The organism is Pararobbsia alpina, from assembly GCF_902859895.1.
Taxonomy (GTDB): domain Bacteria; phylum Pseudomonadota; class Gammaproteobacteria; order Burkholderiales; family Burkholderiaceae; genus Pararobbsia; species Pararobbsia alpina.
Genome location: NZ_CADIKM010000022.1, coordinates 47,834 through 65,745, shown reverse-complemented (window position 1 = coordinate 65,745; position 17,912 = coordinate 47,834). Strand labels below are relative to the sequence as shown.

General features: G+C 64.3%; 17 protein-coding genes, 1 pseudogene and 1 riboswitch. Of the genes and pseudogenes, 1 reads left to right on the top strand and 17 read right to left on the bottom strand.

Going from position 1 to position 17,912, the window contains the following annotated elements; all coding sequences use genetic code 11:
* Positions 1-51 precede the first annotated feature (51 nt).
* From hisD to HV670_RS19540, 16 genes and pseudogenes are all read right to left on the bottom strand, one after another.
* Complete coding sequence (hisD, locus tag HV670_RS19615) at positions 52-1,365, bottom strand: histidinol dehydrogenase (protein WP_175106538.1); 1,314 nt, start codon at positions 1,363-1,365, stop codon at positions 52-54.
* Positions 1,366-1,386: 21 nt separating this feature from the next.
* On the bottom strand, positions 1,387-2,079 hold the full coding sequence (gene hisG, locus HV670_RS19610) for an ATP phosphoribosyltransferase (protein WP_175106537.1): 693 nt from the start codon (positions 2,077-2,079) through the stop codon (positions 1,387-1,389).
* 260 nt (positions 2,080-2,339) lie between these two features.
* Positions 2,340-3,590, bottom strand: a pseudogene (gene murA, locus HV670_RS19605) (UDP-N-acetylglucosamine 1-carboxyvinyltransferase); the annotation flags it as partial.
* A 227-nt stretch (positions 3,591-3,817) separates the two neighbouring features.
* The gene (locus HV670_RS19600) at positions 3,818-4,057 is read right to left on the bottom strand and encodes a BolA family protein (RefSeq protein ID WP_175106536.1); all 240 of its coding nucleotides are present in this window, start codon (positions 4,055-4,057) and stop codon (positions 3,818-3,820) included.
* Between the two features lie 11 nt (positions 4,058-4,068).
* Positions 4,069-4,824 (bottom strand): ABC transporter permease, encoded by a 756-nt coding sequence (locus HV670_RS19595; protein WP_175106535.1) that lies wholly within the window; start codon positions 4,822-4,824, stop codon positions 4,069-4,071.
* On the bottom strand, positions 4,821-5,747 hold the full coding sequence (locus HV670_RS19590) for an ABC transporter ATP-binding protein (RefSeq protein ID WP_175106534.1): 927 nt from the start codon (positions 5,745-5,747) through the stop codon (positions 4,821-4,823). Before HV670_RS19590 ends, HV670_RS19595 begins: the two co-directional genes overlap by 4 nt.
* A 235-nt stretch (positions 5,748-5,982) precedes the next feature.
* Positions 5,983-6,261 (bottom strand): STAS domain-containing protein, encoded by a 279-nt coding sequence (locus HV670_RS19585; protein WP_175106533.1) that lies wholly within the window; start codon positions 6,259-6,261, stop codon positions 5,983-5,985.
* A 22-nt stretch (positions 6,262-6,283) separates the two neighbouring features.
* Complete coding sequence (locus tag HV670_RS19580; protein ID WP_175106532.1) at positions 6,284-6,919, bottom strand: MlaC/ttg2D family ABC transporter substrate-binding protein; 636 nt, start codon at positions 6,917-6,919, stop codon at positions 6,284-6,286.
* Between the two features lie 263 nt (positions 6,920-7,182).
* Positions 7,183-8,091 (bottom strand): MlaA family lipoprotein, encoded by a 909-nt coding sequence (locus HV670_RS19575; RefSeq protein ID WP_175106531.1) that lies wholly within the window; start codon positions 8,089-8,091, stop codon positions 7,183-7,185.
* Positions 8,088-8,633, bottom strand: coding sequence for an outer membrane lipid asymmetry maintenance protein MlaD (gene mlaD / locus HV670_RS19570; protein WP_175106530.1), 546 nt, complete (start codon positions 8,631-8,633; stop codon positions 8,088-8,090). The genes HV670_RS19575 and mlaD overlap by 4 nt, the downstream gene beginning before the upstream one ends.
* Positions 8,634-8,667: 34 nt before the next feature.
* Positions 8,668-9,438 carry a lipid asymmetry maintenance ABC transporter permease subunit MlaE gene (gene mlaE, locus HV670_RS19565; protein WP_175106529.1) on the bottom strand — a complete coding sequence of 257 codons (771 nt, stop codon included), beginning with the start codon at positions 9,436-9,438 and terminating at the stop codon, positions 8,668-8,670.
* Positions 9,435-10,271, bottom strand: a complete 837-nt coding sequence (locus tag HV670_RS19560; protein WP_175106528.1) for an ABC transporter ATP-binding protein — start codon at positions 10,269-10,271, stop codon at positions 9,435-9,437. Before HV670_RS19560 ends, mlaE begins: the two co-directional genes overlap by 4 nt.
* 75 nt (positions 10,272-10,346) lie before the next feature.
* Positions 10,347-11,585 carry a thiamine phosphate synthase gene (gene thiE, locus HV670_RS19555; protein WP_175106527.1) on the bottom strand — a complete coding sequence of 413 codons (1,239 nt, stop codon included), beginning with the start codon at positions 11,583-11,585 and terminating at the stop codon, positions 10,347-10,349.
* Complete coding sequence (locus HV670_RS19550) at positions 11,582-12,388, bottom strand: thiazole synthase (protein WP_175106526.1); 807 nt, start codon at positions 12,386-12,388, stop codon at positions 11,582-11,584. The genes thiE and HV670_RS19550 overlap by 4 nt, the downstream gene beginning before the upstream one ends.
* Before the next feature lie 106 nt (positions 12,389-12,494).
* The gene (gene thiS, locus HV670_RS19545; RefSeq protein ID WP_175106525.1) at positions 12,495-12,692 is read right to left on the bottom strand and encodes a sulfur carrier protein ThiS; all 198 of its coding nucleotides are present in this window, start codon (positions 12,690-12,692) and stop codon (positions 12,495-12,497) included.
* A gap of 19 nt (positions 12,693-12,711) precedes the next feature.
* Positions 12,712-13,905: an FAD-dependent oxidoreductase gene (locus HV670_RS19540; RefSeq protein WP_246257724.1), complete on the bottom strand. Its 1,194-nt coding sequence runs from the start codon at positions 13,903-13,905 to the stop codon at positions 12,712-12,714.
* 187 nt (positions 13,906-14,092) lie between these two features.
* Positions 14,093-14,195, bottom strand: a riboswitch (TPP riboswitch).
* A gap of 335 nt (positions 14,196-14,530) precedes the next feature.
* Here HV670_RS19540 and HV670_RS19535 point away from each other — a divergent pair.
* Positions 14,531-16,336, top strand: a complete 1,806-nt coding sequence (locus HV670_RS19535; RefSeq protein WP_175106523.1) for an ABC transporter ATP-binding protein/permease — start codon at positions 14,531-14,533, stop codon at positions 16,334-16,336.
* 105 nt (positions 16,337-16,441) lie between these two features.
* Here the strand turns inward: HV670_RS19535 and HV670_RS19530 are convergent, their stop codons facing one another.
* Positions 16,442-17,908, bottom strand: coding sequence for a glutamate synthase subunit beta (locus tag HV670_RS19530; RefSeq protein WP_175106522.1), 1,467 nt, complete (start codon positions 17,906-17,908; stop codon positions 16,442-16,444).
* Between the last annotated feature and the right edge of the window lie 4 nt (positions 17,909-17,912).

Here is a 17,912-nt window from a genome sequence, read left to right as displayed (position 1 = left end):
CAACGCTTTTCTTGTGGCTGCATGGGTCGGATGCGGCGCTCCAGCCGCACGTTATTTGATGCGCATTTCAGCGCTGCGGGCATGCGCCTGCAGACCTTCGCCATAAGCGAGTTCAGCGGCGATCTCGCCGAGTGTCTGCGCGCCTTCCTGGCTGATCTCGATCACGCTCGAACGCTTGATGAAATCATAGACACCCAGCGGCGAAGAGAACCGTGCCGTACGCGAAGTCGGCAGCACGTGATTCGGGCCCGCGCAATAATCGCCGAGGCTCTCGCTGCTGAAACGGCCGAGGAAGATCGCTCCGGCGTGGCGGATATGCTGGCCCCAGGCCTGGGCATCGAGCGCCGAGACTTCAAGGTGCTCCGGTGCGATGTCGTTGGCGATCGCGCAGGCTTCGGCCATATCGCGCACCTTGATGAACGCGCCGCGCCCTTCGAGCGAGGCCTTGATCACATCGCGGCGCGGCATCTCGGGCAGCAGCGCCTCGATGGCTTGCTGCACGCGTGCGATAAAGGTGGCGTCGGGGCACAACAGGATCGATTGCGCGAGCTCGTCGTGTTCGGCCTGCGAGAACAGGTCCATCGCGACCCACTCCGGATTGGTGGTGCCGTCACAGATCACGAGAATCTCGGACGGGCCCGCGATCATGTCGATGCCGACCACGCCGAACACGCGGCGCTTGGCCGCCGCGACGTAGGCATTGCCCGGACCGACGATCTTGTCGACGGCCGGGACGGTCGCGGTGCCGTAGGCGAGCGCACCCACAGCCTGCGCGCCACCGATCGTGAACACCCGGTCGACGCCGGCGATCAGCGCGGCCGCGAGCACGAGCTCGTTCTGCACGCCGTCGGGGGTCGGCACGACCATGATGATTTCCTTGACGCCTGCGACGGTGGCGGGAATCGCATTCATCAGCACTGACGAGGGATAGGCCGCCTTGCCGCCCGGGACATAGATGCCGACGCGGTCGAGCGGACCCACTTTCTGGCCGAGCACGGTGCCGTCCGATTCGGTGTACTGCCAGCTATGCGTGCCGCATTCGAGTTTCTGCTTCTCGTGATAGGCGCGCACACGCATGGCCGCACATTCGAGCGCCGCGCGGCGCTTGGGCGCGAGGCCCTCGAGCGCGGCCTCGAGCCGCGCGCGCGGCAGTTCGAGCGCATCGAGCGTCGCGGCTTCGAGGCGGTCAAAACGTTTCGTGTATTCAAGCACGGCCTCGTCGCCGCGCGACTTCACATCGGCGAGGATCTGCGCCACCGAACTTTCGATTGCCGCGTCCTCGCTGGCCTCGAAAGCGAGTACCGCACGCAGCGCCGTCTTGAAGCCGGCACTGCTCGAATCGAGTTGGCGAATGTTGATCGACATCTGGTTTCCTTTCCGAACGTCCTAGCGTGCGGGCTCCGTCTGGCGGCCGACCGGGCCGCTCGGTGCGATGGCTCGTTCGAACGCATCGAGGATCGGCTTGAGCGCGGTCCGCTTGAGCTTGAGCGCAGCCTGATTGACGACCAGCCGCGAGCTGATCGCCATGATCTCTTCGACTTCGATGAGATTGTTCGCGCGCAGCGTACCGCCCGAACTCACGAGGTCGACGATCGCATCGGCAAGGCCGACGAGCGGCGCGAGTTCCATCGAACCGTAGAGCTTGATCAAGTCGACGTGCACGCCTTTCGTCGCGAAGTGTTCTCGTGCGGTCTGCACATATTTGGTCGCGACGCGCAGACGCGCGCCCTGCTTCACCGCGCTCGCATAGTCGAAGCCGGCGGACACCGCGACCGACATCCGGCAACGCGCGATATCGAGATCGAGCGGCTGGTAGAGCCCTCCGCCGCCATGCTCGATCAGCACGTCCCTGCCCGCGACGCCGAAGTCAGCGGCGCCGTACTCGACGTAGGTCGGTACGTCCGTCGCGCGCACGATGATCACGCGGAGATTCGGATTGGTGGTCGGCAAAATCAGCTTGCGCGACGTTTCCGGATCCTCGGTGACTTCGATGCCCGCAGCCGCGAGCAACGGCAGCGTTTCCTCGAAGATCCTGCCCTTCGACAGCGCGAGGGTCAGCGGTGCCTGCGATTGCGTCATTGCACGAACCCTGTCGACTTGTCTTGCGCTCCGGGCGGCGGGGCCTGGATACCCGCGCCGGTGCCCGCGTGGCCCGGGTGGGCGCCGTTCACGCCATTCAACCCGTGCGCGCCATGGGTGCCGTTCACGCCGTTGGCGCGCACGCCATATGCGTCCTCATGCGGCTCGCCGACGGCGCCGGTCGTCGCGACACCATTCGTCACTTCAAGCACCTCGAGCACTTCACCGCCGGCATCGCCCGCGGCTACCGTCTCATGTTGTCCACCGATGCGCCGCACCTCGGCGCCCACGGCCGAGAGCTTCGCTTCCATCTGGTCATACCCGCGGTCGAGGTGGTAGATCCGGTCGATCAGCGTCTCGCCCGAGGCCACGAGGCCTGCGATCACGAGGCTCGCCGAGGCGCGCAGATCGGTCGCCATGACCTTGGCGCCCGACAGGCGTTCGACCCCGGTCACGAAGGCGGTGTGCCCGTCGATCGTGATATTCGCGCCGAGCCGGTTGAGTTCCTGCACATGCATGAAGCGGTTCTCGAAAATCGTCTCGACCACGCGCGACTCGCCTGCGGCGATGCTGTTGAGCACCATGAACTGCGCCTGCATATCGGTCGGAAACGCGGGGTATTCCGAAGTCTTGAAGCTCACGGCATCGGGACGGCGACTCATTTTCACGCGAATCGTGTCGTCGCCGCACAGCAGCTCGACGCCCGCCTCGCGGAGCTTGTCGAGCACCGCGTCGAGCAGCCCCGGCCGAACGTTGCGCAAGGTCACGTCGCCGCCTGCCGCGGCGACCGCGCACAGGAAGGTACCCGCTTCGATGCGGTCCGGGATCACGCGGTGGCTTGCACCGTGCAGGCGTTCGACACCCTGCACGACGAGCCGGTCGCTGCCGATGCCCTCGACCTTCGCGCCCATCGCCACGAGCAGGTGCGCGAGGTCGGTCACTTCAGGTTCGCGCGCCGCGTTCTCGAGGATCGTCTCACCGTCGGCGAGCGTGGCCGCCATCAGCAGGTTTTCCGTACCGGTCACCGTGATCATGTCGGTCACGATCCGGTTGCCCTTGAGCCGCTTGGCGCGTGCCTCGATAAAGCCGTGCTCGATCGAGATTTCCGCGCCCATCGCCTGCAGACCCTTGATGTGCTGATCGACGGGCCGCGCACCGATCGCGCAGCCGCCGGGCAACGATACCTTCGCATGGCCGAAGCGCGCGAGCAGCGGCCCGAGCACGAGAATCGACGCGCGCATCGTCTTGACGAGTTCATAGGGCGCGACGGGGTTGTCGACATGCGTGCCATCGAGGGTCACCTCGTGGCCCGAGTTCGTCGCGCGCACACCCATCTGCCTGAGCAGCTTCAGCGTCGTTCGCACGTCTTGCAGATTCGGCACATTCGACAAGGCGACCGTGTCGGCCGTCAACAGACTTGCGCAGAGAATCGGCAATGCCGCATTCTTGGCGCCCGAGACGGTAATCTCGCCGGAAAGCCGGCGGCCGCCCTGAATCACGAGTTTGTCCATGATTTCCTTCGTGGACGAATGGTTCTTGGAGATGCCGGCTTGTTCAGTGCCGCCGGCCGTGGCGCTTGCGTCGCTGCGTGAATCGTGAACGGATTCGTTGCTCGTTGCACTGCCTGATTCTTTGATTCGCAAAACCGATTCCAAAAAAACAAAGTGTGTTCGACCGCTCTCTGTCCGACCCTTTCGGCCGGCGCATCGCTTGAATCAGCCGGCGCGCCCAGTATCGCTCAGGCCTTGCGCCATTCGGCGGGCGTCAGGGTTTTCATGCTGAGCGCATGGATCTCCGCTTTCATCCGGTCGCCAAGCGCCGCATAGACGAGCTGATGGCGCTGGATCGGGCGCTTGCCGTCAAACGCATCGCTGACGATCGTCGCGAAGAAGTGCTGGCCGTCGCCCTCGACCGCGAGGTGTTCGCAGGCAAGGCCTGCGGCGATGTACTGCTTGACGTCTTCTGGAGTCGGCAACATGGTAATTCCTTTCAATAGCGCAGCTTGTAGCCGCGCTTGAGCATTCCGACGGCGAACGCGGCAACGATGACCAGGAAGCCGCCGACGATCAGCAGGCTCAGCCAGGGGTCGACATCGGAAGCGCCGAAGAAACCATAGCGGAAGCCGTCGATCATGTAGAAGAACGGGTTCAGCTGCGAAATCGCACGCCACGCAGGCGGCAGGGAGTGGGTCGAATAGAACACGCCCGACAGGAAGGTCAGCGGCATGATCAGGAAGTTCTGGAAGGTCGCGAGCTGGTCGAACTTCTGCGCCCAGATCCCCGCGATGAGGCCCAGCGTGCCGAGCAGCGCGGCGCCAAGCGCGCCGAACACGATGATGAACAGCGGCGCGGCGAACGAGATCGGCACGAACCAGATCGTGACGATGAACACCCCGAAGCCGACCGCGATCCCGCGCACGGTAGCCGCCAGCACATAGGCCGAGAACATTTCCCAGTGCGACAGCGGCGTGAGCAGCACGAAGACGAGATTGCCCGTGACCTTCGACTGGATCAGCGACGACGACGAGTTCGCAAACGCATTCTGCAGCACGCTCATCATCACGAGCCCGGGAATCAGGAAGCTCGTGTACGCGACACCCGGATACACGTTCACATGCGTCTGCAGCGCATGGCCGAAGATCGCCAGATAGAGCAAGGCGGTCACGATCGGGGCGGCGACCGTCTGGAACGCGACTTTCCAGAAACGCAGGACTTCCTTGTAGAACAGCGTCTGGAAACCGCTCATGCCAGCCCCTCCACGAGCACCGGATCATGCATGACCTGCACGAACACATCCTCGAGGTCGGCCTTGCGGAGCTCGATTTCCTCGAACGTGCAGCCCGCCGCGCGGCATTGCGCGAGGATGGGCTCGACGTCGTCGTAGCTGTTCAGGCGCAGCAGATGTCCGCGCGCGCCGGCCGAACCGACCTCGGCCTCGAGGTGCCGCAACTCGACGGGGAGCACGCCGGTGGCGAAGCGCAGCGCGAGCTGCATCGCCGAAAAGCGTTGCAGCAGTTCGCTCGTGCGCTCGAGCGCGACGACCTCACCGCGCCGGAGCATCGCGATGCGCGTGCACAGTTGCTCGGCCTCTTCGAGATAGTGGGTGGTCAGCACGATCGTGTGGCCTTCGCGGTTGAGCCGTGAGATGAATTTCCAGAGACCCTGGCGAAGCTCGACGTCGACACCCGCGGTCGGCTCGTCGAGCACGATGACCGGCGGCTTGTGCACGAGCGCCTGCGCGACCAGCACACGGCGCTTCATGCCGCCGGACAGCGCGCGCGTATTGACGTCGGCCTTCTCGGTCAGGTCGAGATTGGCCATGACCTCGTCGATCCAGTCGTCGTTGCGGCGCAGCCCGTAGTAGCCAGACTGGATCCGCAATGTCTCGCGCACGGTGAAGAACGGGTCGAACACGAGCTCCTGCGGCACGACACCGAGCGCGCGGCGCGCGGCCTGGAAGTCCGTCACGACATCGTGGCCTTCGACGAGGATATGGCCTTCGTCGGCACGCGCGAGTCCCGCCAGGATGCTGATGAGGGTGGTTTTGCCGGCGCCGTTGGGGCCCAGCAGGCCGAAGAACTCACCGGGCTCGACACTCAGGTTGACGCCTTTGAGCGCTTGCAGCTCTTTATAGCGCTTCTTGACGTTACGTATTTCGATGGCTGACATGACGACTCGTCGGCCCGATAAGGGCCGCGACAGAAGGTACAAGGCGCGATGCCGTGCCCTGCGGAAACGGAAAACGCTTGATTATAGGCGAAGTCGCGCCGGGGACGGCCTACTGGACAAACCCGTGGCGGACGCCAAGCGAAATACAGCGATATGCGCTAGGGCATCGGCACGATCAGCGCCACGACATGGGGCGGCACGTGAATCGCCCGGACAGGTGCCGCCCGCACCTCGCTCACGCGTTGGCTTCGAGCAGCGACGAGACGCCGTAGGCCTCGGCAAGGCTGACGAGCCCGGCGGGGAGATTGGAGATGCGCAGTTCGGCATGGTGCCTGCGCGCGGCACGGCGCCATGCAAGCAGCACGGCGAGCGCCGACGAGTCGAAGCGTTCGAGCGGGGCGCAGTCGACCCGCGTCGCGCCCGCCGCGATCCGTGCGAGCCCCGCCTGGAGCACCGAGGTCGCGGTGTCGAAGGTCAACGTCGCACCGGTTTCGAACATCGTCGCGAGTGTCATCGGAAGGGCCCGGCCGTTGTCGTCAGGACTGGCCGCCGGCCGTCGACGCATTGTGGTTGGTGAGGAAATTGAGCAGCCCGTCGATCCCGCTCTGCGAGATCTTTTCGTTGAACTGCTGCTGATAGGCCTGGATCAGCCATGCGCCGAGCACGTTGATGTCATAGATCTTCCACCCGTCCGGCGTCTTCTCGAGCCGGTAGTCGAGCTGGATCGGCTGACCCTGGTTGATCACCTGTGTGCGCACCACCGCATCCGTATCCGTGGCGCCGCGCAGCGGCTGGAACTCCACCTGCTGGTCGCGGATCTGCGCGATTGCGCCCGAATACGTGCGGATCAGCAGGCGCTTGAACTGCTCGACGATCTGCTTCTGCTGGTCGGGCGTGGCCTTTTGCCAGTTGCGCCCCATTGCCAGGCGAGTGGTGCGTTCGAAATCCGTGTACGGCAGGACCTTCTCGTTCACGAGGGCGGTAATGTGCTCGAGATTGCCGCTCTGGACACTTTTGTCGCTCTTGGCGCTATCCATGACCACGGCGGTCAGGGCCTTGATCAGGCCGTCGGGGGTGCTCGCGTCGATCGCCGCCGTCTGGGCCTGGGCCTGGGCCCCACCGCAGAACGTCATCACCGCCACCAGCATCGCTATCCAGAAAGGCTTCTTCATTACGGGTTTCCCACAGAGTTTGGGTCAAGCATTTGAGGCCGAGTCTCTCATCGAGTTCAGTCTCCAGGGGTTGCAAAGCTGTTCGATTCGGTATCGGCGCGTTACTTCAGACGGAGCGCCGGCGTGAAATACGGCTTTATCGGCGGCATCATCCCCGCACCCGGTACGACCGGGTTGATCGGCCGCTGGCCGCCCCCCGGGGCCGAAGCGGTATCCGGCGCGGATCGGCACCGAAGGTGCCACGGCGGGACCGGAGCGGGTAACTACGGGAGAGCCTCCCCGGCGCCGGATGGGGGCACGGCGGGCGCGGGTTTCGCCGGGACCGCTGGGACCACCTCACCCGCGCCCGACGCGGGTACAGGCGGCGCGGCTTGCGCCGGCGCCGTGGCACCTGTGGCCTCGCCCGTACCAGCCGCGCCCGACGCAGGCGATGCCGCCCCCGCGCCGTCGGTCGGGCCGACATCGTCGTAGCTCGGCAGCGCACCACTGTTGCCGTCCTGCAAAAGATACGCGCGGCGCTGGACATACGCATCCCGCACGAACGAATACTTGTCGAGTGCCGCATTCGCGAGCAAATCGCTTGCGCCGAGCAGGTTCGCGCGCGTATTGATCAGTCGCACCACGTATACATAGTTGCGCAGCGATACCGGATTGATGTACGTCATCGGATCGAGCTCGAGGTCGACAAGCGTGCCGAGACCGTCGCGCACGTCGCTCGGGCCGAACAACGGCAACACGAGATACGGGCCGGGAGGCACACCGTAATGGCCGAGCGTCTGGCCGAAGTCTTCCTGATGCTTGGGCAAGTTGACCTGCGACGCGACGTCGAACAGGCCGCCGACACCCCAGAGGGTGTTGATCGTCACGCGCATGACATCCGATACCGCGTCGGCGATCTTGAGCTGGAGCAATTCGTTCGCGGCCGTGTACACATCGCTCACGTTCGAGAACACATTGGTGATGCCCGCGCGCACCGGCTGTGGGACTGCCCACTGGTACCCCTCGGCGACCGGCTTGAACGTGTAGCGGTCGACCGTGTCGTTGATCGTGAAGATGGTGCGGTTCACGCCTTCAAACGGATCGTTCGGCGACGGCGTGCGTACGGTCGAACAGCCTGCGAGCGCAATCGCCAGTGCCACCGGACCCCACCGGAATGGACGCGGTAGTTTCATTGTTTGGCCCCTTCCGATGCGGCCGGCGCACTCGTCGCGCCCGCGTCGGCCGGCGCAGGGGACTCGCTGCCCGCGGGTTTGCTCCCCGCATCGGCCGCTTTGTTATAGAGGAATTGTCCGATCAGGTTTTCGAGCACGATCGCGGACTGCGTCATCGTGATCGTATCGCCTGGCTTCAACATTTCCGTGTCGCCGCCCGGTTCGAGACCGATGTATTGCTCGCCGAGCAGACCCGAAGTCAGAATCTTTGCCGATGTGTCCTTGGGAAACTGGAGCTGCTTGTCGAGATTCAGCGTCACCACCGCCTGATACGACTTGTCGTCAAAGGCGATGCTTGCGACCCGGCCGACCACGACCCCCGAGCTCTTGACCGGCGCACGCGGCTTGAGGCCGCCGATGTTGTCGAAACTCAGCTTGACTTCATAGGTCGGCTGGAACGACACGGCGCTCAGGTTGCCCGCCTTGAGGGCGAGGAACAACAGGGCGGCAAAGCCCAGGATCACAAACACGCCAACCCAGAAATCCAGTGCGTTCTTCTTCATTCGTTATCTCAGCTATCGGTACCTTGAACGGGCATCAGTTGGCAAACATCAACGCGGTCAACAGAAAATCGAGTCCGAGCACGGACAGCGAAGCGAACACAACTGTACGGGTCGTCGCACGAGACACGCCTTCGGGCGTCGGTTTTGCCTCAAAGCCTTGATATAACGCGATGAACGTCACCGCGAATCCGAAGACGACACTTTTGATCACGCCGTTGCCGACATCGGTCCAGACATCGATGCCGCCCTGCATCTGCGACCAGAACGCACCCGAATCGACACCGATCATCAGTACACCGACGATGTAGCCGCCGATGATGCCCACCGAACTGAAGATCGCCGCGAGCACCGGCATCGCGATCACACCGGCCCAGAAGCGCGGCGCAAGCACGACAGCAAGCGGGTCGACGGCCATCATCTCCATCGCGGTCAGTTGCTCGCCGGCCTTCATGAGGCCAATCTCGGCGGTCAGCGACGTTCCCGCGCGCCCGGCGAACAGCAGGCCGGTCACGACCGGGCCGAGTTCACGCACGAGCGAGAGTGCGACCAGCAGGCCCAGCGCCTGTTCGGAGCCGTAGCGGTTGAGCGTGTAATAGCCCTGCAAGCCCAGCACGAAACCGACGAACAGTCCGGACACAGCGATGATCAGCAGCGAATAGTTGCCCAGAAAGTGAATCTGCTTCATCACGAGCCGCGGCCGCCGGATCATCAGGAACACCAGCATCACGAGCTTGACGAACATGCGCGCGCCGTAACCGGTGCGCGAGACGGTCCCCAGAAAACCGCGTCCGATTGCTTCAATCACGCGCGTCTCTCCTCGCCCGCCGGTGCGGCGAATCCGAAGTCGGCATCGAGTCCGGCGTTTGCATAGTGGAACTTGAACGGGCCGTCGGGTTCAGCGTCGATAAACTGCCGCACGACCGGGTCGCTCGAGGCACGCAGTTCGGCCGGCGTGCCCTGTGCATGAATTCCGCCGTTGGCGATGAAATAGACATAGTCCGCGATCGCGAATGATTCCGGCACGTCGTGCGTGACGAGGATCGACGTCGCCCCGAGCGCACGGTTCAAGGTCCTGATCAGGTTCGCCGTAATGCCGAGCGAGATCGGATCGAGCCCTGCGAAAGGCTCGTCATACATGATCAGCGAAGGGTCCAGCATGATCGCGCGCGCCAAGGCCACACGCCGCGCCATCCCCCCCGAGATCTCGGCGGGCGTCAGGTCGCGCGCGCCGCGCAGGCCGACCGCGTTGAGTTTCATCAGCACGAGGTCGCGGATCATCTCCTCGGACAAGTCGGTGTGTTCCTGAAGGGGAAACGCCACATTGTCGAACACCGACATGTCAGTAAAGAGCGCGCCGAACTGGAACAACATGCCCATCCGGCGACGCGCGGCGTACAGTCCGGTCGCGTCGAGCGTGCCGATATCCTTGCCTTCGAACAGTACTTCGCCGCGCTGCGCGCGCACGAGTCCGCCGATCAGCCTCAGCACCGTCGTCTTGCCGCAACCCGATCCGCCCATCACCGCGACCACCTGCCCACGCCCAAAGCGCATGTCGAGCGAGGACAGCACAGGCGTGTCGCCATAGCCGAACTCAACATGCTTCAACTCCAGGATGGGATCAGGCATTGAATTGGACACTTTAAGTAAAGTCTGACCGGACGGCGCATTATAGGGGTTAAGCCGGACTCCTGCCTTGGCAGACGTCCTTAAATCTTACCGGACACTTACGGAGCACTGCGAATCGGGTTGCGGCGCGGAAGTGAAACGGGCTTGCAAACTTTCTACCGCGCCGCGTAAATCGACCGCTTCCGTCACCGCGCGCACCACGGCCGCGCTGCCCACGTTGGTGGCAAGCACCGCGTCGATAACCGACGCGTCGATCCCGCCGATCGCCACCAGCGGTACCTTCCCGCGTAGCAGTGCAACGTAGTGTGCAAGCCTGACCAGGCCTTGCGGTGCGGTCGGCATCTGTTTGGTCGTGGTCGGAAAGACCGCGCCCATCGCGAGATAGCTCGGACGGAAGTGCAAGGCGACCCGCATTTCATAGAAGCCGTGAGTCGACAGTCCAAGTCGCAGGCCGGCGGTTGCAATCGCGTCGAGATCGGCGGTTTGCAGGTCTTCCTGACCGAGATGGACGCCGTAGGCCCCCGCGTCGATCGCGCGTTGCCAGTGGTCGTTGATAAACAAACGTGCGTCGCAGGCCCGCGCCACCTTCACGGCATGCGCGATTTCCCTGTCGAGGAACGCACCGTCGGTCGATTTGCTGCGCAGCTGGACCGTGCGCACACCCAGCTCGAGCAGGCGCTCGACCCAGTCGGCGGTCGGGACGACCGGATAAAGGCCGAGATCGAGCGGGCACGGCGGGAATGCGTGCTTGAACGGACGCAAGCCTTCGATCGCCGGGAACGTCGACAGGTCGATCGGCCAGAGGGGAGCCGGGGTCGCGACCGAAGACGAGATCGACGTCGGAATCCAAGTGGGGGTCGCGGTTGCGGTCGGGATCGAGGCCGGGACTGGTGCCGGAGTCGCAACCGAAGGCGAAGGGTTCGGTCGCCATGCAAGCGCCAGAGTCAGCGCATCGTGCAGGCTGAAGTCGCACGCGGCGAACGCCGCGAGCGCGGCGAGCCAGTCGTCGGAACGCTCACCCGAAAACGCGCGGACATCCGTGCCGACGCGCAGTTCGACCCGCTCGGGCGCAGCCTCGATGACGGCCGCGCCAGCCGCGAGCCAGAGACGTTCCTCATCCGGATGAGATTTCGCATCGATGAACACGCGAACATCGCCCGGCCCGAATTCCGGCGCCGCGCTCAGGCATAGGCGCAGGCGGCCGGAAGGAGCCGGCCAGTCCTTGCCAAGATGGGCGCGGATCGCGTCCGCGGCTTCGAGCAGCTCGTCGGCCGGCGGCCAGAAGATGTCCCGGTCGATGGGCAGGGGAATCGGCGGCACGTTCATGCAATATGCCCCGTGTCCTGGTGCCAGAACGGCATGCCGACGACCGGCGTACTTGCCTGGGCGCTGTCGCGCTCGGGCATCGGGCCCGCCAGATAGGCTTCACGCCCGGCCAGCACCGCGCCCGCGAACGCGTACGCCATGCGCGCAGGGGCCGCGGCCTGCGAGACCGCCGTGTTCAGCAGCACGCCGTCGAAACCCCACTCCATGACCTGGCACGCATGCGAAGGCACGCCAAGTCCGGCATCGACAATCAGTGGCACGTCGGGCAGCCGCTCGCGCAGCACGCGCAACCCGTAGGGATTGACGATGCCCTTGCCCGTTCCGATCGGCGCGCCCCATGGCATCAGCGCCTGGCATCCGACGTCGAGCAGGCGGCGGCCGACCACGAGGTCTTCCGTGCAATACGGGAGCACCTTGAATCCCGCGCGGACCAGCAGGTCCGCCGCTTCGACGAGGCCCAGCGGATCCGGCTGGAGCGTGTAGTCGTCGCCGATCAGTTCGAGCTTGATCCAGTCGGTGCCGAAGACTTCCCGCGCCATCTCGGCGGTGGTCACGACTTCCTGGACGGTATGGCAGCCGGCCGTGTTCGGCAGCAGCGGCACCGCATATTGCTTGAGCGTCTCGAAGAAACCGACACTGCTGTCCGCATCGGCCGCCATCTGCCGGCGCAGCGCGACCGTCACCATACCCGGCCGGGATGCCTCGATCGACTCGGCCAGCGCGGCAAGCGACGGATAGCGCGCGGTGCCCAGCAACACGCGGCTGGCAAACCGTTCGCCATAAAGCACCAATGTATCGTCCATCTGCAAATCTCTCTTCGATCGTATTCGGTTGTTTGCGCACGGATGCGCGCGAAGCTCGCGCCGCGTGTAGCCCACGTGTGGCCCGCGTGTGACCTACTACGCGCGCCTACCCTCCCGTCACCGGCCGCACCACATCCACGCGGTCGCCCGCGTTCAATACATGGCCGTCGTGTCGCGCACGCGCGACAAATGCGCCGTTCACGGCAACCGCAAAAGGGGGCCGGGCGCCGAACGCGGCAAGCGCGTCGGCGACGGTGGCCCGCTCGGGCAAGCTCAAAGGCTGTTGATTGACCTGAATATCCATACTTGTCATCTGTCTGATGTCATGTCGGCTGGAGGACGTCCGCATCCCGCGCAAACAACGCCGGCCAGCGCGACGCGCAGGCCCACTGTTCGAACGACCCGGCGCCGGCCGAGTCCGTACCGGAGAATGCCCCATCCGCGTGGGCCAGCGCCATTTCGACCGCGGCACGCGACACCTCGGGCGCCAACATATAACCATGCCGGTACAAGCCGTTGACGCGAATTGTCCGATTGCTGGCCAGACGGACAAGGGGACGGTGATCCGGCAGTGTCGGGCGGCACTGCGTCGAGAGTTCGAGAATACGCGCCTCGCCGAACCCCGGATGGATCGAAAATGCCGCGCTCAGCAATTCGAGCGAGGAGCGCACACTGATCGGCGACATGTCCTCGCCCTCGATCTCGGTCGCGCCGATCACGTAGAGATCGTCCTGCTTCGGCGCGATATAGAGCGGGTAGCGCGGATGCAGCAGTCGTACCGGGCGGCTCAGGCCGATGCCCGGCGCATGCACGCGCGCAACCTCGCCCCGGATGCCGCGCAGGCCGCGCCAGTCGGTCTTCGCGCCCAGGCCGCGGCAATCGATGACGATGCCGGCGGGCAGCGTATCGAGCTCGGCCCCCTCTACTCGCGTATTCCAATGTGTCTCGACACGCCGTTCGGCGAGACCCTCGGCAACCGCCGCAAGCAGTTGCCGGTTGTCGAGCTGCCCTTCATTCGGCAACAGGAAACCCTGCTGGAAGCGGCCACCCAGGGCCGGTTCGGCTGCGAGCAACGGTGCGCCCGAGAGCGGTTCGAGGCCACCCCTCAACAGGGAGGCCGGCGCGTTCACGCGCAGCCGGCTCGTGAAGATCGTCGCTTCGGCGCGATCGCTCGGATGCCACACGACGAGCGTGCCATTGCGCTGGAAAAACACTGGCGCAGGCAGTTCGGCGAGCAGCGCGGGCCATGCTTCGAGCGAGGCGGCGCCGAGTTCAGTGATCAGCAGTTCAGCCGAGGCGGCCTCGGCAAGGGGGGCCAGCATCGCGGCCGCGACCCACGCGGCGGCCGAACGGCCCGCGGCGTCGCCCTGTTCATACAATGCGACGCGCGCGCCCGCCCCCGCGAGGCGCCAGGCGATCAACCGCCCGATCAGGCCTCCGCCAACCACCGCGAAGTCGGCGTTCGACCTCGACGGGACACTCGGATTGAAACTCAATGCAGAATTTGCAGCAGGCACGTCCATCGATTCCTTCCCAAAAACGGGGCAGCAAAGCTCAGGACGAAACGGGACGGAAGGAAGAACGGCCTCAACAGCCGTAGCGCACGACGGGCGGCGGAAAATCCGGCTCAGCCAGCCACGTGTCGGCACGCGCTGACGATTCGACCAGTCGCGCGCTCGGGGCGCGTGGACTTCGAAAACTCGCTGGGCGGTGTCGAAAACTTCCCGCGCCGGCATTACCCGGATCGGGTGCGAAGGGTCTTCTCTCAGCCTTGCGCGATGCACGCAAAGCACCCCTGTTTCGTCGCGTTCATTAGATCACAAATGGCGGCGCACCCGCAAACCAGATCGGCCCCCGCGAGAAACCGCGCCATGCGGCGCCCCGGTTTGGAACACGCCGGAACCCTGCTTGTGCCTCGGGCATAGCCCGCTCCGGCCTACTCTCCTGACTGGGCTCCTGCCCTGCCACTTTCTTTTTTTCTGTGCTCGCCACATTCCCGAGGACAGACAAGGCGCAATCCGGGTAAGGTACGGCCTTTGGCTCGCGCGGGCCCGTGGCGGGCATCCGGGCGCGACCTTAAGTCGCAATTAAGCGCTACACACCAGACTCTGCCCGATCATCCTCCGTTTTCGAGAAGACTGAATGAGCACCATCATCAACCCATCGACTTCGCCGGCCGACCCGTCCAAGGTGACCGCCTGGAGCCTGATCAAACCCTACTGGGTATCCGAGGAGCGATGGAGCGCGTGGGGTCTGCTGGCCCTGGTGATCACGCTGAACATGCTGCTCGTCTACATCAGCGTACGTTTCAATTCGTGGAATGTCGGCTTCTACAACTCGATTTCCGCGAAAAATTGGGGCGGCTTCACCCGTTCGCTGACCGAGTTCTCGATCCTCGCGTTCTCCCATATCTTCATCGTCACGGCGCGAATCTGGTTCCGGCAGCTGCTCGAGATCCGCTGGCGCAAGTGGCTGACCAACCGCTTTCTGCAACGCTGGCTCGATCGTCATGCGTTCTACCGGATCGAACGCGACCGGCTCGCGGACAACCCCGACCAGCGGATTACCGACGATCTCCAGACGCTTGCCAGCACGACGCTCTCGCTGTCGCTCGACTTGCTGTCGACCGTGGTCACGCTGTTCTCCTTTGTCGTGATTCTCTGGCGCATCGCCGGGCCCCTCTCGTTCAATCTGTTCGGCACCCACCTGACGATTCCCGGCTACATGGTGTGGGCCGCGGCCATCTACGCCTTGTTCGGATCGTTTGTGATCCAGCGCTACGGCAAGCCGCTGGTGGCAATCAACTACCAGCAGCAGCGCGTCGAGGCGGACTTCCGTTTCCTGTTGATCCGCCTGCGTGAAAACGCCGAACAGGTCGCGCTTTATAACGGCGCCGACACCGAGCGCAAACACGCGAGCCGCGCATTCCAGGGCATCTACGACAACTGGCGCCGGATCATGTCCTACACGCGGCGGCTAACGATCGTTACGTCCGTCTACGGTCAAATCGCCATCGTCTTCCCGATCCTGATCGCCGCACCGCGCTACTTCGCAGGGGCCTACCCGATCGGCGTACTGTTCCAGATCGGCGACGCCTTCGGCACTGTCAGCGACTCGTTTTCGTGGTTCATCAACAGCTTCTCGACACTGGCAGGCTGGCGCGCGACCGTCAACCGGCTCCGTGAATTCGTCCGTTCGATCGACGAACAGCACACGCGTGAATCCATGTCGCCGGCCACCGAACATGGCGGTATCAACCGGCATATGTCGGATGTCACCTCGCTGCAGATACGCAATCTCGAACTCGCCCTGCCCAACGGGACGCCCCTCGCGCGTGTCGGCTCGACCACCATCGAACCCGGCGCGCGCCTGCTGATCAGCGGCGCATCGGGCTCGGGCAAGAGCACGCTGTTGCGCGCGCTCGCAGGGCTCTGGCCGTTCGGCAACGGCACGATCGTCGTGCCGGTCGGCGCGAGGGTGCTGTTTGTGCCGCAGGTCAGCTACGTGCCGGTCGACACGCTAAAGGCGGCGCTGGCCTATCCGTCCGAGGCGGGCGCCTTCACTGACGAGGCATGCCGAGAGATCCTGCACGCCGTGCACCTCGACGACTATGTCGACCAGCTCGGCGAAAGTACGCACTGGGCACGACGCATGTCGCCAGGCGAACAACAGCGCCTAGCCGCGGCCCGCGTGCTGCTGCAAAAACCCGACTTCGTGTTTCTCGACGAAGCGACCAGCGCACTCGATGCGTCGAACGAACGGCATATCTACGAAACCTTGCTGAGCCGCCTGCCGCAGACGGCGTTTGTCAGCGTCGCTCATCGCGAGTCGCTCGCGGGCTTCCATACGACAACGCTCGAACTCCAGCGCGCCGTGCCTCGGGAAAGTCTGCGGGACGCGCGATCCCTGTGGCCCGGAGTAGCAGGCGTAGCTGGCGCAAAAGAGTAAGTGCGGCAGACACAGCAGAGACCGCAATGAGAAAGCGAAAGGCCACCCGAGGGTGGCCTTTCCTTTTTACCGTGACAACGTGCTCACCGTCGAACCACCGGCGGATCAGCGCGGCAGTTCGGTACTGCCCATGAGATAGGCATCGACCGCACGCGCAGCCTGACGGCCTTCGCGAATCGCCCAGACCACCAGCGACTGGCCGCGGCGCATATCGCCCGCCGCGAACACCTTGTCGACATTTGTGTAGTACGCCTTGTCACCTTCGGTCGAGGCGCGCGCATTGCCGCGCGCATCCTTTTCCACGCCGAATGCGTCGAGCACACCGCCAACCGGCGACACAAAGCCCATCGCGAGCAGCACGAGGTCGGCCTTCATCTCGAATTCGGAACCGGGCACTTCCTGCATCTTGCCGTCCTTCCACTCGACACGCGCCGCAATCAGCTTCTCGATCTTGCCGTTGCTGCCTTCGAGCCGCTTGGTCGCCACAGCCCAGTCGCGCGAGCAGCCTTCCTCATGCGACGAAGAGGTGCGCAGCTTGATCGGCCAGTACGGCCAGACCATCGGCTTGTTCTCTTCCTCGGGCGGCTGCGGAAGCAGTTCGAACTGCATGACGCTTGCCGCACCATGGCGGTTCGAGGTACCGACACAGTCGGAGCCCGTGTCACCGCCGCCGATCACGATCACATGCTTGCCGGTCGCCTTGAGCTGATCCTGGACCACGTCGCCCGCATTGACCTTGTTCTGCTGAGGCAGGAATTCCATCGCGAAGTACGTGCCCGAGAGCTCACGCCCCGGCACCGGCAGGTCGCGCGGCATTTCGGCACCGCCCGCGATCACCACCGCGTCGAATTCGGCGCGCAGGTCCTTGGGGGAGATCGTTTCACGCGCACCGTTCTGCACATGCGCGGGAAAACCTTCGCCGCCGATGAAGACGCTCGTGCGGAAGCTCACGCCTTCGAGTTCCATCTGTTCGATGCGGCGGTCGATCAAGCCCTTCTCCATCTTGAAGTCGGGAATGCCATACCGGAGCAGGCCGCCCGCGCGGTCGTTCTTCTCGAACACCGTCACGGCATGGCCTGCGCGCGCGAGCTGCTGTGCCGCCGCCAGACCCGCGGGGCCCGAGCCGACCACTGCGACCTTCTTGCCGGTCTTGTGTTTGGCGGGCTGCGGTTCGACCCAGCCCTCTTTCCAGGCCTTGTCGATGATCGCGTGTTCGATCGACTTGATGCCGACCGCGTCGTCGTTGATGTTCAACGTACACGCAGCCTCACACGGCGCCGGACAGATGCGGCCCGTGAATTCCGGGAAATTGTTGGTCGAATGCAGGACTTCGATCGCGGCCTTCCAGTCCTGCCGGTAGACCAGATCGTTGAAGTCGGGGATCACGTTGTTGACCGGGCACCCGTTGTTGCAGAACGGGATGCCGCAATCCATACAGCGTGCGCCCTGGATCTTCGCGTCTTCGTCCGAGAGTGCGAAGACGAATTCCTTATAGTGCTTGACGCGCGCCTGCGACGGTTCATACGTCTCATTGCGGCGTTCAAATTCGAGAAAACCGGTTGCCTTGCCCATGCGA